Annotated in this window: 37 protein-coding genes; 6 read left to right on the top strand and 31 right to left on the bottom strand. The window is 59.9% G+C overall.

All coding sequences use genetic code 11. The features are described from left to right. The 19 genes from ACOJB8_RS38425 to ACOJB8_RS38335 all read right to left on the bottom strand — a co-directional run. The coding region (locus ACOJB8_RS38425) for a hypothetical protein (protein ID WP_475017371.1) at positions 1 to 225 on the bottom strand (225 nt) is incomplete at its 3' end. A gap of 7 nt (positions 226 to 232) precedes the next feature. Further along, positions 233 to 1,009, bottom strand: a complete 777-nt coding sequence (locus ACOJB8_RS38420) for a hypothetical protein (RefSeq protein ID WP_475017369.1) — start codon at positions 1,007 to 1,009, stop codon at positions 233 to 235. 10 nt (positions 1,010 to 1,019) lie between these two features. After that, positions 1,020 to 3,512 carry a hypothetical protein gene (locus tag ACOJB8_RS38415; RefSeq protein ID WP_475017367.1) on the bottom strand — a complete coding sequence of 831 codons (2,493 nt, stop codon included), beginning with the start codon at positions 3,510 to 3,512 and terminating at the stop codon, positions 1,020 to 1,022. Beyond that, positions 3,509 to 4,192, bottom strand: a complete 684-nt coding sequence (locus tag ACOJB8_RS38410) for a phage tail protein I (RefSeq protein ID WP_475017365.1) — start codon at positions 4,190 to 4,192, stop codon at positions 3,509 to 3,511. The genes ACOJB8_RS38415 and ACOJB8_RS38410 overlap by 4 nt, the downstream gene beginning before the upstream one ends. Beyond that, positions 4,185 to 5,102, bottom strand: coding sequence for a baseplate assembly protein (locus ACOJB8_RS38405; protein WP_475017363.1), 918 nt, complete (start codon positions 5,100 to 5,102; stop codon positions 4,185 to 4,187). Before ACOJB8_RS38405 ends, ACOJB8_RS38410 begins: the two co-directional genes overlap by 8 nt. Continuing rightward, entirely contained in the window at positions 5,099 to 5,461 is a 363-nt protein-coding gene (locus ACOJB8_RS38400) for a GPW/gp25 family protein (protein WP_475017361.1), read from the bottom strand. Before ACOJB8_RS38400 ends, ACOJB8_RS38405 begins: the two co-directional genes overlap by 4 nt. 3 nt (positions 5,462 to 5,464) lie before the next feature. Then, positions 5,465 to 6,166, bottom strand: coding sequence for a phage baseplate assembly protein V (locus tag ACOJB8_RS38395; protein ID WP_475017359.1), 702 nt, complete (start codon positions 6,164 to 6,166; stop codon positions 5,465 to 5,467). Positions 6,167 to 6,246: 80 nt separating this feature from the next. After that, on the bottom strand, positions 6,247 to 6,720 hold the full coding sequence (locus ACOJB8_RS38390) for a phage virion morphogenesis protein (protein ID WP_475017357.1): 474 nt from the start codon (positions 6,718 to 6,720) through the stop codon (positions 6,247 to 6,249). Then, complete coding sequence (locus ACOJB8_RS38385; protein WP_475017356.1) at positions 6,717 to 7,139, bottom strand: phage tail protein; 423 nt, start codon at positions 7,137 to 7,139, stop codon at positions 6,717 to 6,719. Before ACOJB8_RS38385 ends, ACOJB8_RS38390 begins: the two co-directional genes overlap by 4 nt. Beyond that, positions 7,132 to 7,383: an Rz1-like lysis system protein LysC gene (gene lysC / locus ACOJB8_RS38380; protein ID WP_475017377.1), complete on the bottom strand. Its 252-nt coding sequence runs from the start codon at positions 7,381 to 7,383 to the stop codon at positions 7,132 to 7,134. The genes ACOJB8_RS38385 and lysC overlap by 8 nt, the downstream gene beginning before the upstream one ends. Continuing rightward, a complete protein-coding gene (lysB, locus tag ACOJB8_RS38375; RefSeq protein ID WP_475017354.1) occupies positions 7,271 to 7,705 on the bottom strand; it encodes an Rz-like lysis system protein LysB in 435 nt (144 codons plus the stop codon). The genes lysC and lysB overlap by 113 nt, the downstream gene beginning before the upstream one ends. Further along, entirely contained in the window at positions 7,702 to 8,508 is an 807-nt protein-coding gene (locus ACOJB8_RS38370; RefSeq protein ID WP_475017352.1) for an N-acetylmuramidase domain-containing protein, read from the bottom strand. Before ACOJB8_RS38370 ends, lysB begins: the two co-directional genes overlap by 4 nt. Continuing rightward, the gene (locus ACOJB8_RS38365) at positions 8,505 to 8,777 is read right to left on the bottom strand and encodes a phage holin family protein (RefSeq protein ID WP_475017375.1); all 273 of its coding nucleotides are present in this window, start codon (positions 8,775 to 8,777) and stop codon (positions 8,505 to 8,507) included. Before ACOJB8_RS38365 ends, ACOJB8_RS38370 begins: the two co-directional genes overlap by 4 nt. Positions 8,778 to 8,782: 5 nt before the next feature. After that, complete coding sequence (locus ACOJB8_RS38360; RefSeq protein WP_475017350.1) at positions 8,783 to 9,127, bottom strand: putative holin; 345 nt, start codon at positions 9,125 to 9,127, stop codon at positions 8,783 to 8,785. A gap of 16 nt (positions 9,128 to 9,143) precedes the next feature. Beyond that, positions 9,144 to 9,350, bottom strand: coding sequence for a tail protein X (locus ACOJB8_RS38355; protein WP_475017348.1), 207 nt, complete (start codon positions 9,348 to 9,350; stop codon positions 9,144 to 9,146). Next, the gene (locus ACOJB8_RS38350; RefSeq protein ID WP_475017346.1) at positions 9,350 to 9,826 is read right to left on the bottom strand and encodes a head completion/stabilization protein; all 477 of its coding nucleotides are present in this window, start codon (positions 9,824 to 9,826) and stop codon (positions 9,350 to 9,352) included. The genes ACOJB8_RS38355 and ACOJB8_RS38350 overlap by 1 nt, the downstream gene beginning before the upstream one ends. Before the next feature lie 100 nt (positions 9,827 to 9,926). After that, entirely contained in the window at positions 9,927 to 10,607 is a 681-nt protein-coding gene (gene gpM / locus ACOJB8_RS38345; protein ID WP_475017373.1) for a phage terminase small subunit, read from the bottom strand. Then, positions 10,604 to 11,623 carry a phage major capsid protein, P2 family gene (locus tag ACOJB8_RS38340; protein WP_475017344.1) on the bottom strand — a complete coding sequence of 340 codons (1,020 nt, stop codon included), beginning with the start codon at positions 11,621 to 11,623 and terminating at the stop codon, positions 10,604 to 10,606. Before ACOJB8_RS38340 ends, gpM begins: the two co-directional genes overlap by 4 nt. 58 nt (positions 11,624 to 11,681) lie before the next feature. Continuing rightward, positions 11,682 to 12,749 carry a GPO family capsid scaffolding protein gene (locus ACOJB8_RS38335; protein WP_475017342.1) on the bottom strand — a complete coding sequence of 356 codons (1,068 nt, stop codon included), beginning with the start codon at positions 12,747 to 12,749 and terminating at the stop codon, positions 11,682 to 11,684. 178 nt (positions 12,750 to 12,927) lie between these two features. Between ACOJB8_RS38335 and ACOJB8_RS38330 the strand changes: the two genes are divergently transcribed. Next, positions 12,928 to 14,691, top strand: coding sequence for a terminase ATPase subunit family protein (locus ACOJB8_RS38330; RefSeq protein WP_475017340.1), 1,764 nt, complete (start codon positions 12,928 to 12,930; stop codon positions 14,689 to 14,691). Further along, a complete protein-coding gene (locus ACOJB8_RS38325) occupies positions 14,691 to 15,743 on the top strand; it encodes a phage portal protein (RefSeq protein WP_475017338.1) in 1,053 nt (350 codons plus the stop codon). The genes ACOJB8_RS38330 and ACOJB8_RS38325 overlap by 1 nt, the downstream gene beginning before the upstream one ends. A 213-nt stretch (positions 15,744 to 15,956) precedes the next feature. On the opposite strand, the gene ACOJB8_RS38320 is transcribed toward ACOJB8_RS38325, so the two are convergent. Next, positions 15,957 to 17,291 (bottom strand): serine/threonine protein kinase, encoded by a 1,335-nt coding sequence (locus ACOJB8_RS38320; protein ID WP_475017337.1) that lies wholly within the window; start codon positions 17,289 to 17,291, stop codon positions 15,957 to 15,959. Between the two features lie 916 nt (positions 17,292 to 18,207). Between ACOJB8_RS38320 and ACOJB8_RS38315 the strand changes: the two genes are divergently transcribed. Continuing rightward, complete coding sequence (locus tag ACOJB8_RS38315) at positions 18,208 to 18,462, top strand: type II toxin-antitoxin system HicA family toxin (protein ID WP_475017336.1); 255 nt, start codon at positions 18,208 to 18,210, stop codon at positions 18,460 to 18,462. Beyond that, the gene (locus ACOJB8_RS38310) at positions 18,459 to 18,818 is read left to right on the top strand and encodes a type II toxin-antitoxin system HicB family antitoxin (RefSeq protein ID WP_421042856.1); all 360 of its coding nucleotides are present in this window, start codon (positions 18,459 to 18,461) and stop codon (positions 18,816 to 18,818) included. Before ACOJB8_RS38315 ends, ACOJB8_RS38310 begins: the two co-directional genes overlap by 4 nt. 114 nt (positions 18,819 to 18,932) lie before the next feature. Here ACOJB8_RS38310 and ACOJB8_RS38305 read toward each other — a convergent pair whose 3' ends face one another. From ACOJB8_RS38305 to ACOJB8_RS38270, 8 genes are all read right to left on the bottom strand, one after another. Continuing rightward, a complete protein-coding gene (locus ACOJB8_RS38305; protein WP_475017333.1) occupies positions 18,933 to 19,661 on the bottom strand; it encodes a HEPN domain-containing protein in 729 nt (242 codons plus the stop codon). 12 nt (positions 19,662 to 19,673) lie between these two features. Then, entirely contained in the window at positions 19,674 to 20,783 is a 1,110-nt protein-coding gene (locus ACOJB8_RS38300; RefSeq protein WP_475017331.1) for a GmrSD restriction endonuclease domain-containing protein, read from the bottom strand. Positions 20,784 to 21,021: 238 nt separating this feature from the next. Beyond that, positions 21,022 to 21,264, bottom strand: a complete 243-nt coding sequence (locus ACOJB8_RS38295) for a hypothetical protein (RefSeq protein ID WP_475017329.1) — start codon at positions 21,262 to 21,264, stop codon at positions 21,022 to 21,024. Positions 21,265 to 21,354: 90 nt separating this feature from the next. Beyond that, on the bottom strand, positions 21,355 to 21,993 hold the full coding sequence (locus tag ACOJB8_RS38290) for an AAA family ATPase (protein ID WP_475017327.1): 639 nt from the start codon (positions 21,991 to 21,993) through the stop codon (positions 21,355 to 21,357). Between the two features lie 80 nt (positions 21,994 to 22,073). Further along, a complete protein-coding gene (locus ACOJB8_RS38285) occupies positions 22,074 to 22,274 on the bottom strand; it encodes a hypothetical protein (RefSeq protein WP_475017325.1) in 201 nt (66 codons plus the stop codon). A gap of 18 nt (positions 22,275 to 22,292) precedes the next feature. After that, positions 22,293 to 22,487: an ogr/Delta-like zinc finger family protein gene (locus ACOJB8_RS38280; RefSeq protein ID WP_475017323.1), complete on the bottom strand. Its 195-nt coding sequence runs from the start codon at positions 22,485 to 22,487 to the stop codon at positions 22,293 to 22,295. A gap of 8 nt (positions 22,488 to 22,495) precedes the next feature. Further along, on the bottom strand, positions 22,496 to 22,759 hold the full coding sequence (locus ACOJB8_RS38275; protein ID WP_475017321.1) for an ogr/Delta-like zinc finger family protein: 264 nt from the start codon (positions 22,757 to 22,759) through the stop codon (positions 22,496 to 22,498). Beyond that, positions 22,747 to 24,426, bottom strand: a complete 1,680-nt coding sequence (locus ACOJB8_RS38270) for a replication endonuclease (protein ID WP_475017319.1) — start codon at positions 24,424 to 24,426, stop codon at positions 22,747 to 22,749. The genes ACOJB8_RS38275 and ACOJB8_RS38270 overlap by 13 nt, the downstream gene beginning before the upstream one ends. A gap of 97 nt (positions 24,427 to 24,523) precedes the next feature. On the opposite strand from ACOJB8_RS38270, the gene ACOJB8_RS38265 reads away from it, so the two are divergent. Next, positions 24,524 to 24,781 carry a DUF8087 domain-containing protein gene (locus tag ACOJB8_RS38265; protein WP_475017318.1) on the top strand — a complete coding sequence of 86 codons (258 nt, stop codon included), beginning with the start codon at positions 24,524 to 24,526 and terminating at the stop codon, positions 24,779 to 24,781. 304 nt (positions 24,782 to 25,085) lie between these two features. Here ACOJB8_RS38265 and ACOJB8_RS38260 read toward each other — a convergent pair whose 3' ends face one another. Genes ACOJB8_RS38260 through ACOJB8_RS38250 form a run of 3 tightly spaced genes read right to left on the bottom strand, consistent with a single transcriptional unit; the run spans position 25,086 to position 26,256 of the window. Then, the gene (locus tag ACOJB8_RS38260; protein WP_475017316.1) at positions 25,086 to 25,247 is read right to left on the bottom strand and encodes a hypothetical protein; all 162 of its coding nucleotides are present in this window, start codon (positions 25,245 to 25,247) and stop codon (positions 25,086 to 25,088) included. 26 nt (positions 25,248 to 25,273) lie between these two features. Next, positions 25,274 to 25,600: a hypothetical protein gene (locus tag ACOJB8_RS38255; RefSeq protein ID WP_475017315.1), complete on the bottom strand. Its 327-nt coding sequence runs from the start codon at positions 25,598 to 25,600 to the stop codon at positions 25,274 to 25,276. Continuing rightward, the gene (locus tag ACOJB8_RS38250) at positions 25,597 to 26,256 is read right to left on the bottom strand and encodes a replication endonuclease (RefSeq protein ID WP_475017313.1); all 660 of its coding nucleotides are present in this window, start codon (positions 26,254 to 26,256) and stop codon (positions 25,597 to 25,599) included. The genes ACOJB8_RS38255 and ACOJB8_RS38250 overlap by 4 nt, the downstream gene beginning before the upstream one ends. Before the next feature lie 244 nt (positions 26,257 to 26,500). Between ACOJB8_RS38250 and ACOJB8_RS38245 the strand changes: the two genes are divergently transcribed. Next, positions 26,501 to 26,830, top strand: a complete 330-nt coding sequence (locus tag ACOJB8_RS38245) for a helix-turn-helix domain-containing protein (protein WP_475017311.1) — start codon at positions 26,501 to 26,503, stop codon at positions 26,828 to 26,830. Positions 26,831 to 26,880: the final 50 nt, after the last annotated feature.

Raw genomic sequence — 26,880 nt, 5'->3', positions numbered from 1 at the left:
GCTCAAGGCATCGCCCACGGCTGCGCCCGTCGCGTCGATCCGCTGGACACGCGCAACATAGCTGCCGTCGTCGGCGACATCGAACGCGGCCGAAACGCCAGTGATCTCGACAGATGCAACCACGCTGCCCACGCTATCGGCAATCGATGCGCGCATGGCGGCCGCTGCGACGACGTCCTGCGCTTCGTCCACACACAGCGAATTGATGTCCACGAAAATTTTCATGACTGTCCTATTGATCGATGGTCGACGATGCGAGATACGCTTCGAGCAGCGCCAGCTCGGCATCGATAAGAGCCGCCGATGCCGCGACGCCCTTCACGAGCTGGGTGGCGCGATACTTCGTCGCCGTGACAGAGAAGTCCCAGAAAAGTCCAAGCGCGAGCTCGTTGGCGAACGTCGTCGTGATGAGTGCACTGTTCTGGAAATTCTGCTCATAGACGCCGTTCACGCGAAGGTTCAATGTCCCCGTCGAGCGGAAAAAGCGCAGCACGACATACATCATCGTCGCTTGCACGATGGCCGGCCCCGTGTAGTCCGTGTAGGCCGACTGGAGGTTGCCGGGTGCGCCCATACGAAATCGCCCGTTCGGGTCGTTTTCGAGTCGCCACGCGTTATTGGCGCTCGAATAGCTGCCGAGCGCGAGGCCGCCCCACGCGCCGCCAGAGACGGTCAGCGAACCGGGATAGAAGCGTGCGCCGACCGTGAAGTCGCCCGACGTATCGAAAGTCGGCAGGACGATGCCGGTCTGGATGTCCTGAATCGAATAGCCCGTGCCTGCGCCGTCCGACGTATCGAAGAATCTGCCTACGATCCCGCTCTTTCCGTTCGCGTAGCGAGATTGGTCGTAGTCGAGATAGTCTTCGAATCCGGTTGCCGCAGCGAGCACACCCGTTTTTGCAACGACCGGCCACGCGACGATCGACGCGATTTGCGCGAGTGCGTAGCGTTCGGGCGTTTGCCCTTCCGGCAGCGCATCACCGATCACCTGTGCTTGACGACGGGTCATATTTTTTCCCTCACGAAAGCGTCTTGCGGAAAGCGACGCACCAGTTATAAAGATTCGTACCGTCATAGCGCGACTGGTCGCGCGTATCCGTATCGCGCAGGCATCCGCGCGAGCCTGTGTTTTGACCGGGCGGCATCGTGTTCAGATTGAGCGCGCTTTGCATGGCGTATTGCACTGTTGCGCCCACAACGTAATTCGCGGAAAGCGTGAGAATGACGCTCGTGCCACCGGCTCCAAGCGAAACGCCCGTGATGGTGGTTGCTGCCCCGTCCGAATACTCGAACCCGTAGTTTCCGGGGTTCGTCACGACATTCGTGTCAAGAGCCAATGCGCCGACCGGACCCGCCACGGTGTCAGCACTCACGGGCGTGTTATTGAACTGGATCGTTACCGTATTGCCAGCGCCGACGCACGACAGTGGCTTGAGCGGTTGCCATTTGCGGCCCGCGAGCCAATGGCGCGCGGTGCGCTCGCCATACTCGCCCTGCTTTTCATAGCCTTCGGCGAGCATGTGCGCATCGTCGTAGTAGAGATGCTGATACTTCGGGCCGATCAGAATGATGTTGGCGTTGTTCTCGTGCGCGCGGAGCTGGCCGAGCGTCACGCCCTCATTGCCGTTAGCCTTCTGCCGGTTCATCTGCGAAAGCATCATCACGGGCGTCTGACGCTGGCCCGTGATCGGCATGATGTCGGTCGTGAAGTCCGAGATCCATTCCTTGAGATAGGCCTCATAGGTCGCATCCGCGATGTTCCCGGATTCGCTCTCGCCGTGAATGATGTAGAGCGTCGGAACGTAGTACTTCCAGCCCTTGCCGTTCGCCGTCGCCTTGCCGCCGGTCACGGATGCAATCAGACTGGCATACGGCGCGGTGCCCTTCTTCAGCCCTGAATACGGCGTACCGCCCAGGCCGGTTGACGTCGTGAGGATGCGCTGGCGAAATCCGTACTTCGCGAGCAGCTTATCGTTGCGTGCATTCGCGAGGCCAGAACAGACGGTTTCGCCGACAACGCCATCCCACACTTCCTGGAGCACGCCGAATTTGGCGAAGTAGTTCCCGGTTCGTGGATAGCCGACCGTGCCGTCGCCGAACGCCATGCAGTACCAGCCGTGCGACGACGGGACATTCGAAAACACGGTGGCTGCTGTGAATACCTGATTCACGGCGTCCAATGTGTAAGTCACAAAGCCGCGCGCCCCGAGCGCGAGCGACTGCCCATAGACCGGATGATGAACCACCACGCCCGATTCGGGCACGATCTCACCCGTTGGGAGAATGGACACCGCGTCGCTGCCGCCAACAAAAAAATAGTCCGTGATGCATCGCACGATCTCATTGCGCTGAACGATCGGTGCGCGCCAGTTGTACCCCTTGCGCGTGAGCTGGCGATATTGCGACTGGCCGTCGAGCACCATTACCTGTTGCTCATTGACGCCCGTGTCTGCATTCAACACGGCAACCTGCTCGACGAGATAGCCCGACGCGTTGCCGCCGAGCGCGCCCGAATTGATCTGTGCCTGGAGTTGCGACACGGCCGCCTGGAGCGGCGGGATTTCCGCATGCGTGTGAGTCGACCGGAACGTACCGTCCTTGTCGAACCATGCAACGTGCTTGCCGCCGATAAAGATGCTGTAGCGGTTGTCGACGCCCTTCACGCGCGGCAGCACCCTGGCCGAGCGGGCGCGCAACAGGTCGACTGACCTTGTGATGTCCGGGTGATCATGCGACGAATGGAATTTTCCATCTGCATCGAACCACGCGACGTATTTCCCGCCGATCACGGTTGCGGAACGGTAGTCCTTTCCCTTGACGCGCGGCGTCACCTTCGACGAGACGCCCATCAGGTTCCGCACGTCCGTCAAAGCCTTCGGCAGACGATCAAGGCCGACGTGGGTGTGCACCGATTCGAACGTGCCATCGGGCTTGACCGCGAGGCGCACCTTGCCGTCGGCGATGACGCTCCACCGCATATCGCGGCCGTACACACGAGGATAAACCCGGAGCGCCGACGTGCGCGCCGTGACGCTGGCGAGCGCCTTGGTGTTCGCCTGGACTGCCGCGAGGTTCGGCAGCGTGACGCCCGTGGCCTGCGCGATGCCTGCGGCATTCAGCCAGACGTCAAAAGCGCCCAGCGCCTTCGTCGACGGAACGTAGAAGTACTTCCCGGCCGCGACGCCCGTACCGGCCGCGACGCCTGCGCCAGATGTCGCGTAGATGTAGAGCGCTGCGGCCGCGAGTCCAGCCGCGCCCGTCGCAGTCGCCGCGGCCGACTGTGCGTCGGTCGCGCCTTGCATCGCAATGCCGGCCTTTTCCGTGGCCGTGGCAAGGATGCCGTCACTCGCCTGATTGATTGCCGCATCGTGCTCGGCGATCAGTCTTGCGGGCGAGCGAACCGGGCCGCCGCCGAAGTCGACCGATGTGTTTTTGTCGCCCTTCGCCCACGCGTCGACATTCGCTTCGTTCGCTTCGAACCGCGACACGCGGCTATTCAGTGCATCGGTCATTGCTCGCCCCAACTATTACCGGGCATTTCGTCCCGGACGGTCTTGTCAAGTTCATCAAGCGCCGCGACAGTGCTTTGCTCGCCGTTTCTCAGCGCGTCCAGCGCGAGGTCGTACGCATACGAGCCATCGGAGTACTGCCCTGCGTCGAAACCGACCGTGATTTCATGGCCTATGGTGCATACGCCCGCGATGACAGGTCCGCCGCGAGTCGTGACAGACGGCACGACACGGCGCAGATGCGATCGCAGATTCTTGTACTGCTCGACGAGATACAAAATCTGCGTCAATCCCGCTTCGTCGACGCCGACCTGATTGCTGTCGACGAGAATGTCGAATGTGTACGGTGCCCCCGTGGGAATCTGGTTAAACCACTCCTGCACCTCGACGTCGTAGCCGAGCGCGGACAGTGCGCGCTTGACCGCACCAATCGTCCCCTTGTGTTTCTTCACAAAGAGCGAATCCTTGATGGCGGCGCGCTTCTGTTCCTCGCTCCAGTCGCTATCCCATAGATCGACACCAAAGCCCCATGCGAGCCACGGCAGCGCGTTGGCAGGACACGTGTCCGCGTTCCACATCGAGCGCATTGGAACGGGAACGTCCTCGATTGCCGCGTTGACCTGCTCAAGTCGACGCTCAAGCGTGGTCGCGTTCGGCGGCAGCAGTGACACGAATTCAGTCATTGCCGACCACCTTGACCGTGACATTGATGCTCGTGCAGTAAGCCGCCTGGCCCGGTGAGACTGCGACGTTCTGCGTGGGCGAGTTCAGGTTGACCGTGTCGACGCCGGTTTGATGCAGTGCCTTGTAAAAGCCCGACAGCGATGCGGTCAGGTTGAAGCGATGCACCGATGCGACATAGGTCTGCACGGCGAGTATCGCCAGCGCCTTTACCGTGGCGGTGTCGGGTCCTTCGAGCAATTCGAGTTCAGCGTCGACCGCATACTCAATCACCGACACGGACTGCGTATCGACGCTGTCCGTCATCGGTCGGATGATTTCGTCGGACAGCGCTGCCTTGACCGTACTGAGCAGCGCTTCGTCAGCCTCGCCGTTCCCGTCGCGTGACATCACAAACACCATCACCTGACCGGGTGCGGGGCTCACGGGCAGGACGTCTTTAACGTTCCCGTCTGCCGACAGCGCGTGAAAAATGTAACTACCCTTGCTGCCCGCCGTCGTATAGCTTTCGAACGAGAGCTGGCATCGCGCCCGCAAATCGTCGTCGCTTTCCATCACGGCCGCCGTGGGCGGTGTCGTGGTGTCGTCGGCGGGCGTGATCGTCAGGCGCGCAACGTTGAGGTTCGCCGCAACCTGGTCGAGGTCGGATTTTTCGGCATAGGCGAGCAGGACCGCATAGCACGCGTCGTTGACGCGCGTACGCCACAGCATTTCGCGATACGCGTTCTCCTGAAGCGACTTGGTCAGCGGTTCCGATTCGAGCTCGAGCGTCGCCGCAATCTCGGCCTGCTCGTCGGCCGGATAGAGCGCGATGAGTCCCGCTTTACGCTCGGCGTAGATCGTCTCGAATTCCAGCGTCTCGACGATGGCCGGTGCGGGCAGCAGGGAAAGATCGATTGCCGTCGTGGTCATGCGGTCCCCGACGTCGACAGTGCCACAGTGGTCTGGACGGCGTCGCCCGTGTCGGCGGCGTAGCCTTCGATATCCATCACCTGAATGCCCGCGCCCAGCTCGTCCGTGTCGCTAGCGAGCTGGACGCGCGTGAGCGTAAGGCGCGGTTCCCAGCGCATGAGCGCCTTCGCCGTTGCCGCGTAGAGTTGCACGCGGGTCGTGCCGTTGTTCGGTGCGTCGACGAGGTCGGGCAGATCGCAGCCGAATTCACGGCGTGCGACGCACGAGCCGATCGGCGTCGTGAGAATGCGGGCGATCGACTGATACAGGTGCACGAGCCCGCTCGCGCCGCTGCCCGTCGAATGGTTCATACCCTTCATGCCTTAGCTCCCGATGTTCTGCGGCGCGCTGACGAGGTTGCCGTCGCCCTGCTCGCGGTGCGTGTGGCCCGGCACACTGACGCCATCCGAGCGCACTTCGCCGTCGAAATCCGCCGCACCCTTGATGTGCATCACCTTGTCGCCGTCGCCGCCCTCGCCCGTCATGCCGGATTCGAACGCGAGCGGCCCCTTGACCGTGAGCGATTTCGTCACGGTGGTATCGCCATCGAGCGTGATCGTCTCGGCCTGCACGGTTGCGGTTTTGGTCTGCACATTGACGTCGCCCGGTGCAACGATGAGCACGGTAGCGGCGGCCGGCAGGATGACGGATAGCGCATGCTGCGCGTGGTCGTATTCGATGGCCGCGCCATCCGGATACACACGCAGATGCTTGTCGGGACTGTGGCTCGGCGGCGGCGCTTCCTCGCAGTTCAGGCCCGCGAGTGCGACGCCCTGTGCGGGGTCGCCCATCGGACAAAGAAGCACGACCTTTTCGCCCTTCGTGATCGGATTCCATTCGCGAGTGGTGCCAGCGCGAAGTGTGAGAAACGGAATCCATCCCGTCACAAGACCGGGATTGTCGGCATCGTCGGGGTCGCCCACGGAAACCCGGCACGTCGGCGGGTTGCTCGTGAGGTCGACATCAGACACGGCCCCCTTTCGGACCACGTTGATGAATTGGCGGCGGGATTCGTTGGCATCCATAGCGCCAATGGTGCCGCCCGCGCGTGCGCGACGCGAGCGCTCGCATGTGTGGCGCGTCTGGATACAAAAAGAGCCTTGATTCAGGCCGTTTTCGTGATGTGCTTGAGGATCATGTCGCGAACCAGCTCGCGATCTTCCGGTGTGAACCCGAGCAGCACGCGCGCCGGATATTTGTACTGCGCACCGTGCGGCGCGACGAGCCCCGTTTCGCCGAACTGGTGGACGCGAGCCACACGGGACACACGATTATCGAACCCGATGGCGAGGCCCGCCGAGTCCACTTCGGTCTTGAGGTACTTCGTCGTGCGCAGCTTCACGAACATGGCGGCGCGGCGAATGCGGCCGCGCTTGTCGCGCAGCTTGCCGCCTGGCTTTAGCCGCGGCTTGCGCGGGTCATAGGCCGCACCGTCCGGGTTGCGCTGCGCTGCAATGCGCGACTGCTGGCTGCGGCGTAGCACACGCGCGAGGTCCTGCATTGCGGCGCGGCGGCCCTTCGGCGAGAGCTGCTCGAGCAGCAGGGCCGCCCATTGGTCGATCGCTTCGAGCTCGTTCACTCTGGCGCGACCCACTTGTCGAGCGAGTCGTCGACGTGCGTTACGATGCGCGACCCATCGGCGCCCGTTGTGACGGCAATGCTTTCCGACACCTTCATCTTGATCGACAGATCGACAGTCGCATCATTGAGCACGTCGCATTCGAACGTGATCGCGGTTTCGCGCTGGTCCCAGTTCGTCACGAGGTCGGGTTGATTTTCGCGCGCCCACTCCACGAGCGCGATCATGACATCGTCGGCATTACCGCCGAAATCGAGCAGCAGCAGATTGAGTGTATAGCGGTACTCGAATGAGGCGGTGCGTGTGCCCGTCGCGGCGATCGATCCCGAGTCAATGAATACCGTGAGCTTGTCCGGTTCATCGACGAGCGAGGGTATTGCCTTCTCAAGCGCGGCGCGAGCGCTACCCGGCTTATTCATGCGCGGCGCTTCCGGTTTCGGCGTCGATCTTTGCCTGTGCCTTGTCCTGACAGTCGACGATCATGTCGACCTTGGCCGCGCACATCGCCCATGCGCCCTTGGCCGTGTCGAACGCCGAGTGCAGCTCGCCGTTAGTGGTCGGTGCCATCGCGGGCAGCGTGCACCGTGACACCCGCTGACACTCCTGCACTGAAAGCGTCGGCGCCGGTTGCGGCGGGACTGCCTGACAGGCGGATAACGTCAGCAGGCAAAGGAGTATCGGCCCATGCGCGTACGGTCGGGTTTTCATTGATCACCTTGCGGATATCCTCGCGCGCGAGCGACAGTTTCGCCCTCACCTTGTCGGTTGCCGCGTCGAGCTGCTGTTGCTGGTTGGCCTTCTCTTTCGCGTCGGCGCGCAGACCCTTGATTGTCTTGTCGCGATTCGCTATCTGCTGGTTTGCATCGTCGAGCAGCCGCCCTTTCTCCGACAGCTCGGCGTGCAGCATGCGTACGTAGAGCGCGCCGCCGACGAGCAGCCCAAGCGCGAGCATGCCCGCAATGAACCGGGTAGCGAGCGCGTTCATGCTGCCGCCTTCGAGTCGCCCGCGTACTTCTGGTACGCCTGGGCAAGCTTCGAGTCGTACAGGTTGCGCGCGTAATCCGGGCCGTTGTAGCCCTTGGCGAATGCGGCCCACTTCCGACCCTTCAGCGCCGCGAGCAGGCCCGCATCGGCCGCGACAAAGCGCACGAACAGGTCGAGCTGGTCGCCTTCGCTGTTCTCCATGCGCGCGACGAGCTCGTCGATGCCGGAATAGCCCAGCCGCTGCCAGTGGTAGCCCATGACCTGAAACGCGCCCCAGCTCGCGGACTCCCACGCACAATCCGGGTCGATCAGCTCGGCCGAGGCAAGCCGCGTATATTCGGCCGCCCCGCCCTGATAACCGCCTGGCGTCTGGCCGACGATGTTCGGATATTTCGCCGCGATCGGTGCTGGGTCGATGCCGCGAGCCTGGAGCCGCTTCCAGAAAATGTGGCGTTCGAACAGGATTTTCGGACGGCCGTCCGACAGAAACCCGGAGCCAAGCGATTCGACTTCGTTCACCGCGCGCACGCATGCAACCGGCACGCCGAGCGTGGCGGCGGCCGCGATCAGGTCGGCGTCGGTGAGGTGTTTGGGGCTGCGCTGGCCGGTTGCCAGTGCCGCATACGTCTTTGGCCCTGCAATGCCGTCGACGACGAGCCCGGTTTTTTTCTGCACCGCCATCACCGCGCTTTCGGTGGCCGCATCATAGACGTGCGAAACGTCGACCGCATAGGCACCGCGCGCAAGACGCCGCTGGAGCAGCGCGACGTCGTCGCCGTGATCGCCGAGGCGAAGTGTTCTCATGGCTGGCCACTCCGAAGCATGTGCGCGACATTGCCGCGCGACGTAAAGGCAAGTACCGCGAGCAGGACGGCGGTCGCGGCATCGAAGAATCCCGCGTGACGCGCGCTCAATACGAACTCAATCGCCGAGCCGCCGGATACGACCACGAGCGCCCAGGCGAACCATGAAACGTGGTGCCGGTGCCGCGCGCCGTTCCTGCGATACGTGAGCACCCGCAGCACGACGGCAAGATGAGCAGCAAGAGCGATCAGTGCGAACGAGATGTGCATGGCCATCACTCCCCTCGCTTCAGGAACGAGAACAGATCAGCCGTTTTCAGTCGGGCGATGAGCTGCAACGTGACCGTGATCACGAGCGCGGCCGCGAAGAATGCCGCGACGCCCGTCGAGCGGATCGGCGTGGCGTTCACGATCTCAGGCGCGGCGAGATAGCCCATCACGAGCGAAATGAGCATGTACGCGATGCGCGTGAGCACGCCGATGTCTTTGGACGTCACAACGACGAGTGCCGCGCCCGTGAATGCGCCGATCAGCGCATTGCCATCGATGCCAGGCGCGACGCCAGCGAGGCCAATGGCGGCCGATAGCGCGGCGGCGGTAGCGGTGTTCGGTTCTGCCATTACGCCAGCTCCAGAGTCAGTTAAACAGTTGCACCAGCGGCGTCGTATTGACGATGGTGTTGATATCGGGCATTTCGACGAAGGTGCCGAGCGGCAGAATCACGCCATAGTCACCGATGCCGGGATTCGCTTCGAGAACCGCTTCGACGGTGCCGCTCGTGCGGCCGTAGTGACGCCAGCACATGGCGTCGACGGAATCGCCCTGGCGCGCAGTGACTTTCATCAGATCAGCTCGACAGTCGAGCGCGGAATGCCGCGCAGATCGTTCAGCGCCCAGCGCGCATTACGGCGGGCCGTGCAGATGGTCCCTTCGAGGCGTTCGGCTTCCTGCCCGCCCGATTTCGTCGTGTCCAGATCGCGATAGCGTTCGGTCACGTCTGCATGCGCGAGGTTGTAGACCGCGCGACAGTAGAGCGACACCAGCTCGCTCACACCGCCGACCTTGTCGGCCGGCACATCGGCGAGGGTCGCGAATCCGGCCGCCGTTTGCGCGCACCACGTTTTCAGCTCGGCGTTTGCACTGCGGATCGCGTCGACCGTCGCTTCGCGCAAACGCTCATGAGTCACGGTGCCGTCGAGCCGCGCCACGCTACGCAGCTCCGCAAGCGAGATATCCGGGAAAAACCCGTTGTTCTCGATCGCATCATCGGCGGGCGTGGGCGGTGCCGCGTTTGCGGGTGCAATGAAACTGCTCGGCATGCTCGTGACTCGGAATTAGACGGCGGTGGATCGGGGTCGGGATCGCGTAGCGTTCAGCCGTTGCGAACCGTCACCCGATGCCGCCGTTGCCAGGGGGGGCTCAGTTCGTGCCGCCGTTCTCGGCCGCACTCCTCAACTCGGCTTCGAGTCGAGTGATGTCCTTTTTCACGCCGACGCGGTCGTTCAGCTCGACCGCCCGACGCAACATTTCCAGCGCGCCGGATTTATCCGACGCTTCCATTGCATATCCAATCGCCTTGTGCAGCTTTGCCCGAATCGGGTCGTGCATGTCATAGCTGCGCGTGAGCGCTTCGATTTCCTGCAACATCGCCAGCGGAAACTGTTCGCCGGCCGCGCGCGCTCGCGCGCCCGCTTCCGCGAATTCTTCGGCGATGGCCGCCGGTAGCGAGCGCTCATACTGCTCGGGCAGCGTCATGCGATGCTGGAGCGCGTAGCGTGCGATATCGAGCGCGCCAGCGTAGTCGCCGACGTCGACGCGCCAGATCATGACCGTGGTCATGACATCGTCCTGTACGCCCTTCCCGCCTTCCAGCACGCCGACAACATAGTCGGCGTAGTCCGGCAGCACCTCGCGCTTGACGTCGATCTTTCGCGCAACCGACTGGATTTCCTTCAGGCGTCGGCGATCGGTCGCGAGCTTCGCAAGCATGAGGTCGTAGTGCCGGTGTCCAGCTATCGAGTGGCCGGGGGTTGCGCTCGCGGCCGCAAGTGCGGCGCGAACGCGTGCCTGATGTCGGCGGGCTGGGCTCGTCATGATCAGGCGGCCGGAACGATTTCGATGTTTTCGACCACGGTCGCGCAGCCATAGTCCTCGACCACATACGCTTCGTTGCTCGACTCGTAGTTTTCGATCCGGTCGCGCTTCGCGTTGTCGACGATCGTGCGGCGGCGCGCGCCGTTCTGGAAGTACAGCGACAGATTGTCCAGGCGCGTGATCATCAACGCATTCGTCGGGAAGTACGGGGCCGTGACCGCCTGCTTGCCGCCCACACGCTTCGCACTGACGACGAGGTCAACGGCGGCCGCTTCGGTCGCAACGTTCGAGCCGTTGACGAACGGGAAGTACTTGTCGTGCAGCAGGCCGCTGCCGAGCACCACGACGACGGACGGGTCCTCGCGATACCACTCGTCGAGCAGTTGCAGCGCATCGAACACCAGCGCGTCGATGTTCTTGTAGTCCGTGCCCGCGCCCGTGCCCACCTTGACCTTTTTGGAGCCCTCGACGACTTCCGACATCACGCGATCGGGCGCGTTCGCGCGGATCTTCTGGAGCCAGCCGATATTCACGTCTTGCAGGAGCGGATTCGTCGCGCGATCGCTCGATGCCGCACGGGACGTACCATTGAAGCCGATGCAGATGCGATCGAGCGCCTGACGCTTGACGATCGCATCGCGAATTCGCGTCTGGAAGTCCGGAAACTTCGCCCACGCGTCGAGACGCGCATACTGAATCGCGGTGTCGAAATTGGTCTGCGTGCAGTTGTAGCCGGTTTCGTCGAGGTTCGACGGGTCGAACGGAACACGGTCCTTGGCCGACGTGTCGGTCGTGCTTGCGATCGGCTGGCCCACGCCGAGCCCGATCTTTGCACCCGACTGCTCGTCGACGCCGAGCATGTTGACGCTTTGCAGGAACGCACTCGACGCCTGAATCTTGCTTTCGAGCGTTTGCTGCACGGTCGGATCGACGCTGAATTTCGTCGTCGCGTCCTGCACGCCGTTCAGCTGCGCGATGTGTGCGGTGTACGCATTGAATGCGACACGGGTGTCGTTACGCATGGGGTGAATCTCCGAATCGTTGAATGGGTCGATCTACGCTCCGCCTGGCGTGCGGCGATCAGCAGTCTGTTTTCACATCGCCCGCGTTGCCCGTCGCGGGCGGACGGGCCGCGCCGCTCGGCTGCGACGACAAGGTTTCCTTGAGCGATTTCAGTTCGGCCGACGTGGTCGCGTGCGCTTCGCGCTCGGTCTTGAGGTCGGCGGTCAGTGTGTCGACGCGGCCGCTCAAGCTCGTGATGGTGTCGGCCTGTTGCTTGCCGAACGTGGCGAGCACATCGACCGCTTGCGTGAGGTCCGTAAAGCGCTTGTCGTCGGACTCGCCCTTGTTCTTCACGAACCCGAGCAGCTCGGCGACACGCGCGAAAACGGACGGCGTTGCCGGTTCGAGCTCGATCAACGTTTCTTCGGCGGCCGTAAAAAGGTTGTCGCGGTGTTGCTTGCGACCCGCGAATGGGCTCTTGTCGCCCTGGCCAGCTGCAAATTGCAGGATTTCCGTGCCGAGGCTTGCCGGACTGTCGGTCACAGCCAGGCCGATCATGTATGCCTGTTTCGTGTCGGCGAATGACGGCGCGACCTCGATCGACGTATAGATTTTCTGGCTTTTCTTCGTCAGGTCGATGAGGTCCTGCGTCGGCTGAATCTGCGCGAGCAGCGCATATTTCCCCTTGAGCGGGCCATCCGCAATCTGCTCGGCCCGCAGCGCAGTGACGTCGCCATACGAGCCGAACGGGCTCGGATTCGCGCCCGCCATCGGCGCATAGCCGCGCATGTGTTCGCAGTTCACGCGCGCGCCGTACAGGTCGCGGTTATACGTCGCGGCCATCTGCGTGATCCAGTCGCGCTCAATCGTACGGCCATCGGTCGTGGCACCCTCGACGGCGACACGAAACCACTTCGACGTCGCGGCATGGTTGCCCGCACTCGCGATGCTGCCGATACCGAGCGCGGCAGCGCCGACACCGCCGATGATCGAACCGTGTGCTGTGATCGCGGCGAACACATCGGCGTGATCGAACAGCACGCGGCCGTGCTCGACCACGACCGATGCGTGCGCGAGCGCCGGGGCGAACGCTGCGGCGATTGCTGCGCCGAGCGCACATGCGCCCACAATCCTGATTCGCTTCATCGAAATCCTCTCAAGTTCGGTTCGGGGTGTTCCTCTCTCGTCGCTCGTTACAACATGCGACTTGTGTAACTGAATGTTGCCGCGATGCGTTGTCGCCAACAACATAAGGATTCCGTAATGCGTCTGGATACAGTGGATCGCGCGCCGCGCGCGCGCGTGACGCCGTTACGCTTGCCGCATGATTGAGACTGCCGAAAATCTCCCTGCCGATATCGAGCCGCGACGCGTCGCGCGTGACCTTTACTGGAAAGGTTGGCGTGTCTCGTCAATCGCGCGCGTACTGAACGAACCGCGATCAACCATCGAATCGTGGAAACAGCGCGATCAATGGGATAAGGCCAGTGTCGCGGAGAAAGTTGAGTCGTCGATCGAAGCGCGGATGATGACGCTCATCGCGAAGGAGGTAAAAGACCCGGTCGATTTCAAGGAGATTGACTTACTCGGCCGCGAGCTGGAGCGCATGGCGCGCGTGCGCAAGTACAGCGACACGGGCAAGGAATCAGACCTCAACCCGGCAATCAAGGCGCGCAACGAAGGGCCGAAAAAACGCGCGCCAAAAAATAACATCACGCCCGAGCAACAGGCGAAGTTGCACGACGCGTTTCTCGAATCGCAATTCGACTATCAGAAGGTCTGGTATCGAAACGGCCACAACCGCACGCGCAACCTGCTCAAGTCCCGGCAGATCGGTGCCACGTTCTATTTCGCACGTGAAGCGCTCGACGACGCGCTCGAAACCGGCCGCAACCAGATTTTCCTGTCGGCCAGCAAGGCACAGGTGCACGTGTTCCGGCAATACATTTGCGCCTTTGCCCGCGAGGTCGCCCAGGTCGAGCTGACTGGCGACACGATCCTGTTGCCGAACGGTGCAGAGCTGATCTTTCTCAGCACGAACGCGAAAACGGCGCAGAGCTACCACGGCAATTTCTATTTCGACGAGTACTTCTGGGTCCACGGCTTCAAGACGCTGAACAAGGTCGCCAGCGGCATGGCGATGCACAAGCACTGGCGAAAGACGTATTTTTCTACGCCGTCGAGCATTACGCACGAGGCGTACACGTTCTGGACAGGCGAGCACTACAACCGTGGCCGCGCGAAGGCCGATCACATTCACCTTGACGTCTCGCACAAGGCCCTTTCAGGCGGCCGGCTTTGCGAGGATCGGCAGTGGCGCCAGATTGTGACGGTCGAGGATGCAGTCGCGGGCGGCTGCAACCTGTTCGATATGAACGAGCTGCGGCTCGAATACAGCGCCGACGAGTACGCGAACCTGCTGATGTGTCAGTTCATTGACGACAGCGCGTCCGTGTTCCCGTTTGCCGAGCTGCAACGCTGCATGGTCGACACGTGGGAAGAATGGGACGACGTCCAGTTCCTCGTCGAGCGTCCTTTTGGCTATCGCCCGGTGTGGCTTGGTTACGACCCGTCGCTTACCGGCGATTCCGCGGGCTGCGTCGTGCTCGCGCCGCCCAGCGTTCCCGGCGGAAAGTTTCGCGTGCTTGAGGCGTTGCAGTGGAACAAGATGGATTTCGAGGCGCAGGCCGAGGGGATTCGCGAGCTGACGCGGCGCTACAACGTGACGTACATGGCAATCGACACGACTGGCATCGGCCAGGGCGTCTATCAGCTCGTGCGCCAGTTCTATCCGGCGGCCGTCGCGCTCAACTACTCGCCCGAAATCAAGACCCGGCTCGTGCTCAAGGGCCAGTCGGTTATCGGCAAGGGTCGACTCGAATTCGACGCCGGTCGCACTGACATCGCGCAATCGTTCATGGCGATCCGCAAGACGATGACGGCCAGCGGCCGTCAAGTGACGTACTTCGCTGGCCGCAGCGAGGAAATCGGCCATGCCGACCTCGCATGGGCATGCCTGCACGCGCTCGGCAATGAACCGCTTGAAGGCGTGAACCCCAATAACACCAGCTTCATGGAGCTTTCGTGATGAAAAAGAATCAACGGCCGCCGCGCGCGCATTCCGCACCCACCGTTACGACGTCGAGCTCGTCGGCGGGCGAGGCGTTCACCTTCGGCGATCCGATGCCCGTGCTCTCGCGCGCCGATATCCTCGACTACTGCGAAGTGCTCTCGAATGGCGAGTGGTACGAGCCGCCTGTAAGCTTCACAGGACTCGCGAAATCCTTTCGTGCTGGCACGCATCACGCTTCCGCGATCTACTTCAAGCGCAATGTGCTGGCGTCGACGTTCGTGCCGCATCCGAAATTTTCACGCGAAGCGTTCCGGCGCTATGCGCTCGACTTCCTGACGTTCGGCAATAGCATTATCGAGCGCAAGACGAACCGGCTCCGGCAAGTCATGGAGTACGCGCCAGCGCCCGCGAAGTATGTGCGGCGCAAGGTCGACATGATCAACTACGTGCAAACGAACGGCTTCCAGACGAAATATGAATTTCCTGAGGGCTCGGTGTTTCACATGCTTGAGCCGGACATCAATCAGGAGGTGTATGGCCTGCCCGAATACCTGGGCGCGCTGCACGCTGCATGGCTGAATGAATCGTCGACACTGTTTCGCCGTCGCTACTATGAAAACGGCAGTCATGCCGGGTTCATCCTGTATCTCACGGACCCCCAGACGAATCAGGACGACGTCGACAATCTGCGCAAGGCACTGAAAAATTCGAAAGGACCGGGCAATTTCCGCAACCTGTTTGTGTACTCACCGAACGGCAAGAAAGACGGTATGCAAGTCATTCCCGTGTCCGAGGTCGCGGCGAAAGACGAGTTCTACAATATCAAGAATGTGACGCGCGACGACCTGCTTGCCGCGCATCGCGTGCCCCCGCAGCTGCTCGGCATCGTGCCGAGCAATACCGGTGGTTTCGGTGCGGCCGATACCGCGACGCGCGTGTTCGCGCGCAATGAAATCGAGCCGCTACAGGTACAGTTTCTGGCGATCAACGATTGGGCGGGCGAGGAAATCATGCGCTTCGACGAATACAGCTTGCCCACCGTTGAAACGCAGCCAAAATCGGCGTGAGCCGGGGAGTCGACACGACTTGGCCGTTGGGCTGTCAGCGGCGCTGTCTAGCGCCCGTTCCGCCCGACTGACAAGTCGATAGCGGTCACGAGTGCGCGCCTCGTTACGCGCTGCGCGGCACTTTTCCCCTGCTCTATCGCTTATCGGAACAGCGGCACATTCCGCAGCACTTCCGCAGACGAGCTGCCGCCGCGTTCCGCATTCTCGTAGCGCTTAGGACTTGACGGCCCTTAGCATTTTGCGGACGGCTTCGCACTTGCATTGCGATGGCTCAATGCTGGTTATGAAGCTGTGCTGGTTACGTTGCATTACGACTGCAACATGAGCTCCAAGCGTCTCGCTCTTCACGGATGTGATCATTTCAATACACGTATCCATGGCGGCGAATCGGTTCATGCGATACGCGGCATCAATTGCTAGTTCGAGTGCACTGGCTCTCGTCTTGTCTGGTGCCTCAGAACTGTCGAAAATTTCTTTCATGTTTTCGGCGATCGTCTCGGCAAAAGACCACGAATACTGTTCGCTCTCCACCATCTCCTTGTAAATCCTGAGGAAAGCCGGGATGTGTGGTACGAGCTTACCCTGACCAAGGGCTGACATAAACGCCGGTCTTAGGTCCAGGCAAATCTTAATTTGATCGTCGCCGTCAATAAGTGCGAGCTTTTCAACGAATTCGATAACCAGCGAAGATTTGTATTTGTTTTCGTTCTTTAGTCGATCTTGAATACTTTCTATCAGCTGAGTTACTTCGCCAAGATGCCCACCACGCCCCGTCATCACATCATAAGCCAGTTGCAGCGCCTGCTTGAGGTCGGCCAGCGTCTGGTACCTCCTCGCTTTGTCCACTTCACACGCCCGATCGATGACGTGAAAGAGGGCTGGATGTATATCTGTGTCTGTCAGGTAAGCGGGGCTCTGACCAGTGAGCAGAACATAGAACGTCTTGCCCAGCATGAATATGTCACCGGCTTCGTCTGCGTTTTTGAAGCCACCGTTGTGAAATTCTGGGGGAAAGTACCCCTGTGTGCCCCACCAGTTGGAACTTTCAGTGAAGCGCGTGACGGAGTTTGCTTCGACTCCAAGTCCGAAATCGGACACAACGATACCGCCGCCTTCTCGGAGGAAATTCTGGGGCTTGATATCCCGATGGAAGACCTTGTTGACGTGGAGCTCACTGATGCAGTCGATCATCAGCTGAAATAGTTCTTCCTGCTTTTGGAGATCATCACGGATCGAACCGATGTAGCCCGTAAGATCGCCGTCCGGATAGAACTTCATGACAAAGTACGGGGGCTCGTAATCGGTATTGCTTGCCAATACCTCGACGACTTTCGAATTGCCTTCGAATTTTTTAAGGAGGCGAACTTCGCGCCGGAAACGCCTGCTGTGCTCTTCGGTGTCTTCTTTGCAGTACTTCAAAGCAATGGTGCCGTCAAACTCACCCGTTATGTCTGTAACCAGCAAGACCCTGCCCATTCCACCGCTGTCCGTCAGTTGCTTCTCGACCTTGAAGCGTCCGTCGATAACTTCTGAAACGTCAAATTCCATGCCTTTCCCCCATAGCTAGCGTGTTGGTGTGTCACCGATAGCCAAGTATTTGGCTCACTTCTACTGGTGCCACGTCACCGAGATTTTACCGGCCAAAGCCGATCGCACAGGCCGGAACAGCTTGAAGCGGGGCATCGGTGCGCGCCGAACGTCTCGCGCGCTCGCGGATCGTTGCAACGTCTGCATCAATACGCCGATTTTTTGCGTCAAATTGCGTCATTTTCGCAACACCTGTAAACGTCCGGGACCGCCACGCGGCGGGCCTGCCGGTTCGGTCGTCCCCTGCGTCAAAAGTGGGGGGACAAGGAGCCCGCAGGCGGGGAGGGGGGACCGCGTTTCAGGGGCCGCGCTCGTCGTACGAAATGCACGACCCGGCCCCGCGCCGGTGCCCTTCCCGGCCCCCTGCCAGGCCCGCCACGGCTCCCCTGCGGGCCCGACCATGCCGCGCGACCTTCGCGGCCGCCGACCGCACACGGAGGCTCTCCGCGCGCGTCATCAGATCGACCGCCTCGCGCCCAGTGTCTATACTGTATATCCGTACAGTATTCTGCCGACCCATGCCACATCGCCCGCCGCTCACAGCCGCCCGCCTCGCGCAAATCTACGACGAGCTGCCGCATCCGCTCGTGCTGGAACTGCTTTGGGAAATCCACCGACTCCGGTCGACAATCTCACGCGCGAATCAGGTCCGGAACTTTATCGGGAAAAGGGGTAGCGGTATGGTCCCCTCGTCCGTGTGGCAGTGCTTTGAGCGCGAGCTAGACGCCGAGCCGTTATTGACCGATCCGCCTACCCCGCGCCAGCAATCCATGATTGACGGCGTCGTTGCTCGCCGAGATAAGGACTGCGATGAATGAGCCAACGTGATATCACTTTCTGATTGCATTTTGATAGCACTTTTTGATATCATGTCAGCATGAAAACGAAACACGCCCGCACCCTCGCCGCGATCTACACGAAACCGACTTTGGGTGGCATCGTGTTTTCGGACATTGAATCGCTTGTCGTCGCCCTGGGCGGCGCAATTCACGAAGGCGCAGGGTCGCGCATCGCCTTCGAGCTGAACGGCCAGCGCCGCTACCATCACCGCCCGCATCCGGGCAAAGAGGCAAAGCGGTATCAGGTTGAAGACTTGCGCGACTGGTTTAGCGAAATGGGGATCAAGCCATGAGCAATGCAATGACTTACAAGGGATATTTCGCCCGCATCGACTTCGACGGGCGCGACAACATCTTCGTCGGCCACGTGCTTGGCGTCGATGACAAGATCAGCTTTCACGGCTCGACCGTCGACGAGCTGACCGTCGATTTCCATGCGGCAGTCGATCACTACCTGACCGACTGCGAGCAAGCCGGTCGCAAGCCGCAAAAGCCCGCATCGGGGAAACTCATGCTCCGCATCGATCCTGACGTGCATGCACGCGTTGGCATCGCGGCGGCCGTGTCAGGCGAGAGCGTGAATCAGTGGTCTGAGGAAGTGCTTGGCCGCGCTGCGCGCGAAGTGCTCGAGCGTGCCGCGCACGCCTGAAATCTGAGTCCCCAAGCAAAAAAGCCACCGCGTAACACTACGCTGGTGGCTTTCTGTTAGCAGCGGATTCTTTCGTTCCTTATCGGGTAGCCGTTCCGCTGCGCGGGGCACCGATCAAACAAGAGCTGGTTGACAGAGATGAGCCTGCCACACGTCTCCCCCTAATTGTTTAGTCGTTATGCGAAAAACAACCCTGTCGAGAGCGCCGATCAATCGACTTGCATCGCTGATACGCTCGCGAACGTCCTTGCACGAGACTCCCGGCAACGTCCCGGTATGCGCGAGTTGAGTGCGCAAGTCCCCGAGTGATTCAAGAATGGCTTTCGCATCTTTTTTTAATATTTTGCTTAGCTCGTCAAATAGATTTTCAACACCCAGCCGATAAAAAATTTTCTTTAAATTATCGTGGGACGGGTATTTTAATTTTCCAAAAATATCAGCCCCTGAAAATGGACTGATATCTCTGCTATCGTCAATCATGCTCCCGGCGTACCCCTTAATTTCTCGAGAGAAATTTTTGAGTAAGTCCTTTTCCGAATTGCTTGAAAGGAATCCACTGTACATCTTCACGGCGTTCGATTTCGTCAGAAAAAGATGCGATTGAAGATGGCCGGGTAATTTCGACCCCTTTTTTACGCAGGCCCTTATCCCATTCGCGTAACCAGAAATAATATCCTCGATAAAATTCTCTATTTCCGCATGCGCAAGAAAAATAGATGCCGCGACTACATATTCACGTAGAAGCGGATTCATCTTTTTATTCTCGACCATTTTTAGCCGAGTTTTTATATCTAAAAACGTATTTTCGAGTTGAACTCTCGGGCTACTTTTTCTATATGCCATCTCCGCCTCGAGTTACTTCGAAAATAGTTTTCGAATAACAGATACTCGATAACGAACTTGACTTTCGTCACTTGTCGCAATGCTGATCGACTTCTTAAACTGTTCGTCATTCTCAAGAACACTCGCGAGCAACAGCTGCGCAGTTTTCACCGAGGTCGATTTGAGATTGTCAGCGTCATTCAGTTGGGCAATCCCAAGCATGAGAGCATCATAGAGCGCCGCATTGAAGGTGCTCTCAACCCGCAAAGCTCGATCGAATATACGAAACGAGAGCTCACCGAGCAGATTGGTCACGGCTCCAAGCGTGCTGATAAAATCAGAATGCATGCGCTTCTTTTGCGCATCATCTAAGTGTCGATTATTTTCCGAAAAATCATTGATAAAGGTTGCCAGCGGTTTTCTGTAACCTTTGAAATCCGCGCGGAGTGCAAGAAAGCGCAAAACCAATTCTTCCGCCTTCATTCTTTTGTCATTTTTAATTTCAAGAATAGAAAGAAAATTGCTCTCTTTTACGATTTTCGTGGAGATCGACATTAGATCTCCAAAGTACAAGCCGTGCCGCAATTCCTGAGGGGTGAGTTTTGTCGCTCCTGTATTGAGGCGCTCGAAAACATCAAATTTTACTTGCGGGTGTGTATCTTTAAGGATAACAATGCATCGCAGTGTCCGATTTCTAATATGGCGTTGAAATCTAGGGTCGAGCTCAAAGAGGCGACTCCCCTCCAGCTCCGGGTAGGCGGTCAAGCCTTTTAGCGAAAACTGGTTTTCCATATATTTTCTAATCGAAGTCAAACGCTGATTCCCATCGATGACAGAAAGGCTTTCGTCGTTTTCCTGATTGAGATAAATAACAGGAATTGGACATTGAATAATCAGCGACTCGATTAATCGCGAAGCTTGCGGTTCTGTCCAAACATAGCGGCGCTGAAAATGCGGAATGAAAATTGATTTATCTATGAGCTTTTCGACTATCGTATCGACAGTGAAATCATAGGTTTCCGTATGGAGTTTCCGCTGGTCGGGGGGGATCGAAAGAATGCCGTCAGCAAAATCTTGCTGCTGATCCTTCGCTTCCGGAAACAGAATGTCCGCTAGTTGCTCGCCCGTTTGCTTTGTTGCCATCGTATATCCAATGTGGTTTCGCTCGAGCGATGCGTGGGTGCTCGAGCAACAGTAAGGCACTCATTTAACTTCTTGCATCATTTTATGATATCAGACGAAAGGGCTCGCAAGCGCTCACCATGCGCCGGAGCCCGTGGTCGAAGACCGCCTCGCGGCGAGAGGTTGTTTCGGGGCCGTCGCGGTGGGCCTTGCCGTGCCCCGTCAGCGACGACACGAACCGTAGTCGAAGGAAACACTCCTACTTGTCGTCGAGAAGTCTCGCCATGGCGAAATTGATCGCGGCCGCGCGCGAGAGCCCGAGTCGCGCAGCGTAAGCATCGAGCCGTTTCAGCAACGCCCGATCGACACCGAGACTAATCACCTCCTTCCTGCGCCGAGCAGGCTCGGCCGGCTGCGCATGCGCCGCGTCCGGCGCGCTCGAGATAAAGTCATCGGCGCTTCGCGCCTGGCCGCCGGTCGCCGGCCGTTTCGTGATTGTCATATATCCGCCCTTTCGATATTGAATCGATATCGACTTGCCATCTACTTGATACCGAATCGGTATTGATTCGACCGGCTTGTCGATACCGGACTAGACGCCAAATACAGCGGCCGTAAGCCGGTCAATTTCAGCGCACGCGATCGTGTCCCGGCGCGGCATTTCCTCGACGTGCATGCCAGTGCCGCTTGCGTTCGCGTATGCCTTGCGACGCCCTAGGCGATACGGCAGTAGCTCGATCTGCTGGAATTCGGCGATAGCGGCGGCCGCGTCGCGGTTGTCTGCACCCCCGGTATCTGCGGCATTCAGAAAGGCATACGCCTTGACGTCATGCACGGCTCGCGCCTCGTCGATGAGGGTCGCCATATCCTGAAGTGCCCAGACGTCAAAAGTCCTTGGAAGGCACGGGATAACGACTGCGTCGCAGACGGTCAGCGCGGCGCGCAACGCGCTCGAATCCCGGCCGCCTGCATCGATGATCACGAAATCGTATGCGGCACATTGCTGCAAGACTTGTGCGCGAAGCGTTGCGCCGTTTGCGTACGCCGATGCCGCGATCGGCGGGCGGCCGCTCTCGGCCCGCATCGTGATCGCCGTGACACTCGTCTCCTGCCGATCGCCGTCGACGAGCCATACCCGCGCGCCCTCGCGCGCGAGCCCAATAGAAAATTGCAGCGCGGTGGTGGATTTCCCCGTGCCGCCCTTCGAGTTTCCGACACAAACAGTTTGCATGTGCTCCCCCGAGCGTTGAACTGCGTCAAGACTGCATGTACTCGATATCGAACCGATATCGAATCACCATCGAATCGCTATCAGTTCGCGGATGACGCAGCGCCGTCTACTGCCCCGCGACCTTCGATCTGGCTCGGCAGGACAAACGCGCGCAGCAATCCAGCCGCGCAGTCGTGTGGACGATCTGACCACAGACTTACCCTCGTGTCGGCGTGCGAAACCTCCCACAGCGGATAGGCCCCGCCCTTGAGCCACTTGGCGCGGGCCTTGGTCGTTTGCATAAACTCTCCTGTTATTGGTCAAAAATCGAATTCGGTCGTGACACGCCGCGGCCGCTTCGGTATCGGCAGCTCGGGCGGTTCCATCTGGATACGCGTGCGATACGCGTGGCTGCATGTCACCTCGTCGCATTGGAAATCGATCAGGTATTCGAGGTCGGAGACCTTTTCCAGCGCGCGAGCGATGCCACGTGAGCCGCAATGGGGACATGCCATCGTGAACCTCATGCCCTCACGTCCTGACGCATCGTTGTGCGCGCATTGACTGAACCGCGCAGCGGCAGCGACGGCATTACTACGAGCTGGACGCCTGCGCGCGGTCGGGCCGATGCCGACAGCGAGTAGAGAATTTCGAAGCCCGCTGGCGTGCGATATCCGCATTCCTCGCAGACGAAATACATGCGGCGCATCGTTTCGGACATGCTTTCGGTATGCCTGGCGTCGATGTCGCCGCCGCAGCACGGGCATTCAATCTTCATGTCTGCCATTCGGGTCTCCATTCATGGCCAGAAACTGAATCTGAGGCCGTTTCCACCCCCGTGAAAGCCTCAGAAGGACCATACGCACCCTCTAACCCCGTCATCTGCCCCGGCGCCTGCGCCGGTCGCGTACAGTTATTTACACAGGTCCGAGAGGTCGCGATTCCGACGCTTGCGTTCCTCACGATCGTCCACTGACGATGCACGCCCATTGCGACGTGTTTTCCCTGGACCTTGATCAAGCCGACGATGCCCCCTTTGTCGACCTCGATTTCGCCGCGAGCCACGACACCGGAAGTGCGCTCACCAAGCGGCTCACCATACTTTCCGAGTCCTTGCTGTTGCTCTTTGTGCAGCCACATTTCCGCCTGCTTGCGCTTCACGAACGGGCCGCCATATGCACGGATGTACTCTGCGTAGTCCGCCCGTTTGCCTTCGCCCTCCACGGCGCTCTCGACACGCTGTGCAGCGCGCCAGGCACGTTGCAGGTTTTCCGGACCCTGCATCGCCTCACCTTCTTCAATCCTGCGAATCTCACGCCACACGCCCACTGGCGCGCAACCGATCGGCTGGAACTGCCTGATGCGCCATGTCCGCGACCAGGCCTCCACGCGGCGGGTCGTGGTGATAATCGGATCACCGTACAGGTCGTATTCGAGCCCCGCGCCATCGATGTTCTTGCTGATGTATTTCGCGATATAGGCGGACGCACCGCCCTTTTCCTTGGTGACCGAATCGAAGTGAACTCGACGCTGCGCGGCTCCCTTCTCATCGGGCGATTCGTTCAAGAGGAAATACCGCGCGACTGCGCTACGCCACGTTTTGCGATGCGCGGGGTCGCGGATGAAAACCATGATGTTCCAGTGCGGTGTACCGTCCTGGTGAGCCTCTGTCGTGCGCATCCCGTAGTACTCGACACCGCGACGCGCGAGCCACGATCGGCACTTCTGCCACTGGCTCTGGAAGTAGTTCTGCGTGTCTTTCGGAGTTGAACCGTCGTATTTTTCGTTGAGCGACCCGTTTGCTCGCGTCGCGTGAAAGCGGCTCGGCGCTGTGATAACGGTCCAGTCCACCGCACAGCCAAGTTCGTCGCCGATTTCCTCCATGCCGCGCATGCGCAGCATCATCTCGCCGCGCCGGATAGCCTTGTTCGCGACAGTGCGTTCAGAGAGCTGCGCGAGCGTGAAAATCTCGCCATCCTCATTAATTGCAATCGTGCGCTCTAACATCGCCGCATTGCGCGCGTTCTGGGCTTCCCTGCGTCTCAGATTCTCGTTGCTGACGTACTTGTCGGATTGGCCATGCACAAGCCCAATCTGGATCGAGCCACTTTCAACCTTCTGGCTGTGCACGCGAATGAGCCGCGACCCCCACCATGACGGATCGCATAAGCGCGCGATTAGGCCAGCCGGGGTGACACCCTTCGGCGGCTCGACCTGCCAGCGGGTGCACATCCCCTCAAGGTGCGCCACGATGGCGGACGTTTCCATGAGGCGGCTTGCCACCCCATAGGCATACGACGCACGCAGGGCAGCAAAGGCACGGATATCGTCGAGCGTTGCATTTAGCGGCAGGATTTCATCCGCGTACTGTTGCACGATCTCCCGCAGGAATACGTTTCCGGTTTTCCAGTCCTGGTTAGCATGATCCAGCTCTGCGAGTCGGCGCGTTATCATGCGTTTCCAGCGTGCCGGTAGCGGCCGCTGCAAAGCCTCCCGCCATGCGCCGTTTCGCATGTAGGGACTAACCGAACTGACTCGTAGAGGTTGATGCATGAATGTGAAATGTCCGCCGCCCTATTCCGTTTGGGAAAACGACAAGGGCGAGAAAATCTTCGTTGAAGACGCCGAATACGTTGAGGGTGACGAGGCCGAGGACGACGAATCCTTTTTCACCGTCAGTGTCATCGCGTATCGCGATCGAAATGACATGGGTGCAATGGGAACCGACATGGACCCCGATGAATGGGCGGAATTCATCGAAACACATGGCTTTCGGCAGATCGGGATCGAACCGCCTACCGCACATTGATTCGCCCGCTTTGCATCGCGGACTCATGCGAACCCCCGCACGAGCTGACTGATCGCCGCCCAATACCCATCAGGCGTTACGCTCAAACGGCGCGGGGTCGTGCTTTGCCCCGCGCCGGTCGATGGCTTCGCGCTGGTAAGAATGCTTTTGATGCGGGACAGCTCGGCGTCGCCACGCTCGGTCGCGCGAACGTGTGCGGCGCTGGGCACTGCACGCGGCTTGAACGACAGATGTGTGTCGCCCGCGTAGCCGATATCGCCATCGTCAACGCGATATCCGATTTCCGAAAAGGCAGTCGAGGCCATCATTGCCCCTTGACCGTGCCTTGTTCGTGCACGAGCAGTGCGACGGCCGCGTCTTGAGCATGCCGCCGCGCAATGTTTTCCGCGTTGCTGGCGCGAATCAGTTGCCGAATCGCTTGCGCTTCGGCTGTTTGACGATTAGGAATGCGATAGATAGGTGCCATAGCCACTCCGCTGAATCTGAATCGCGTTAGCCGAAAACTTCGGGGTTCGCGGCGACCACTTTCGCGCGTACGCGCATGGCTTGTTCGACTGAGAGCGCGAGCGAGCCGCTAATGCGAGCCTTTTCGATGCGAACGCGCGCGCTCTCAATCGCCGCGCTGCGCGTTGCCCCATTGCCGACGAGCAGGCCCGATTCCACGTGCGTAACGACATGACGCAGCTCGTCGTCGAAAGCACGGTATGCGGTGCAGTGCACGCCGAACGTCATGCCTTGATTGTTCGCAATCTCGACGGGCTCGCCCGCGACGGCCTTCAGGCCGTGCTCAAGCAGGATTTCATAGCGGATGGTTTTCATGCGGCCACCTCGCTGCGTACAAACGGCTTGACGAGGTATTTCGCGACGTATCCGGAGATACGCTCGCGGAGGTCGCTGAAGTTGACACGCGCATGCGACGCGGGCTGATTGAGGTCTTCAATGTCGAGCGCAAAATGACGAATTGTCGATCGCACGACCGGGCCATCGATCGGCGTGTAGTAGATGAGGCAATGCAGATGCGACGTGCTGTCGAGCTGCGGCTCTTGCACGTAGACGCCGTAGATGTCGACGCCATTGCGTGCGAGCGATGCGCGCGCGCGAAACCAGACGCGGGACAGATACGCACTTGCCTCGCGTGGCATGGTCCCGTTCCACTCCGCATTGGCCTGGTGCTGGCCGTCCACTACCTTAAGGCGGCGCATGCGCGACGGGCATGTGATCGTCACCAGCATTGCGGCGGCACCACTCGATCGCGCGTCGCGGTCGAGTTCGTTGATGCGCGTGAACAGGTTCACACGGCGCACGGTCTGATTCGCGAGACTGGCGTCGGCGAGCGCTGCCAGCGTGAAGCACTGATCTCGGGAAGTGATGCGGCCCTGGCAGCGGCCGAAGATCGCGATATGGCCCTGATTGCTGATGTCAGACGGTTGCGAATCCGTGACATCTGTAACGGACTGTTGCAGCGAAATCTGCATTTTGAATCCCCTTTCCCAACCCCGGGAGTGATGTTCCTGAGAAACATCGCCCCGGCGGCCGGGTAGCAAATCCAGCACTGGCGGGGTTGTGGACCAGTTGCCGGGGCGACGGTCGAAGGATAGTTCGAGGCCTAAAACTATGTCAAGAGTCTCGAACGATTCGTAACCCTCGAACGTTGCATATTCTCGAATATCGAACTACCCTACGCCGCAGGGTTGTTGTTCTTTTTCAAGGGGTTACTAAATGAAAGGTACGGTCGATTACCTCGACGACGCGAAGCGTTGCCTTCACGTTGAATCGGACTATGCGCTCGCGAAGGCGCTGAACATTCGCGCTTCGACGATCAGTGGTTACCGCGCCGGTCGCAGCCACTTCGACGAAACGACTGCGCTCAAGATCGCCGAAGCATGCGGAGTTGATCCGATGGAAGTCATCGCCGCAGCCGCATACGAACGCGCGAAAACGCAGGACGTTCGAACGATCTGGCTAGGCGCGTGGGAAAAATTTTCCAAGGGTTTTCGCCTGCTGGCGCTACCCGCTAACGCTTGTGGGGCCTTGATCCCACAGGTGTAACGCCAGCCAAAGTTAGCTTCTGCAAACGACTAGTTTTTATGTTATGTAAA

Source organism: Paraburkholderia sp. BR10141, assembly GCF_056155635.1.
This window is presented reverse-complemented; position numbering and strand designations above follow the sequence as displayed.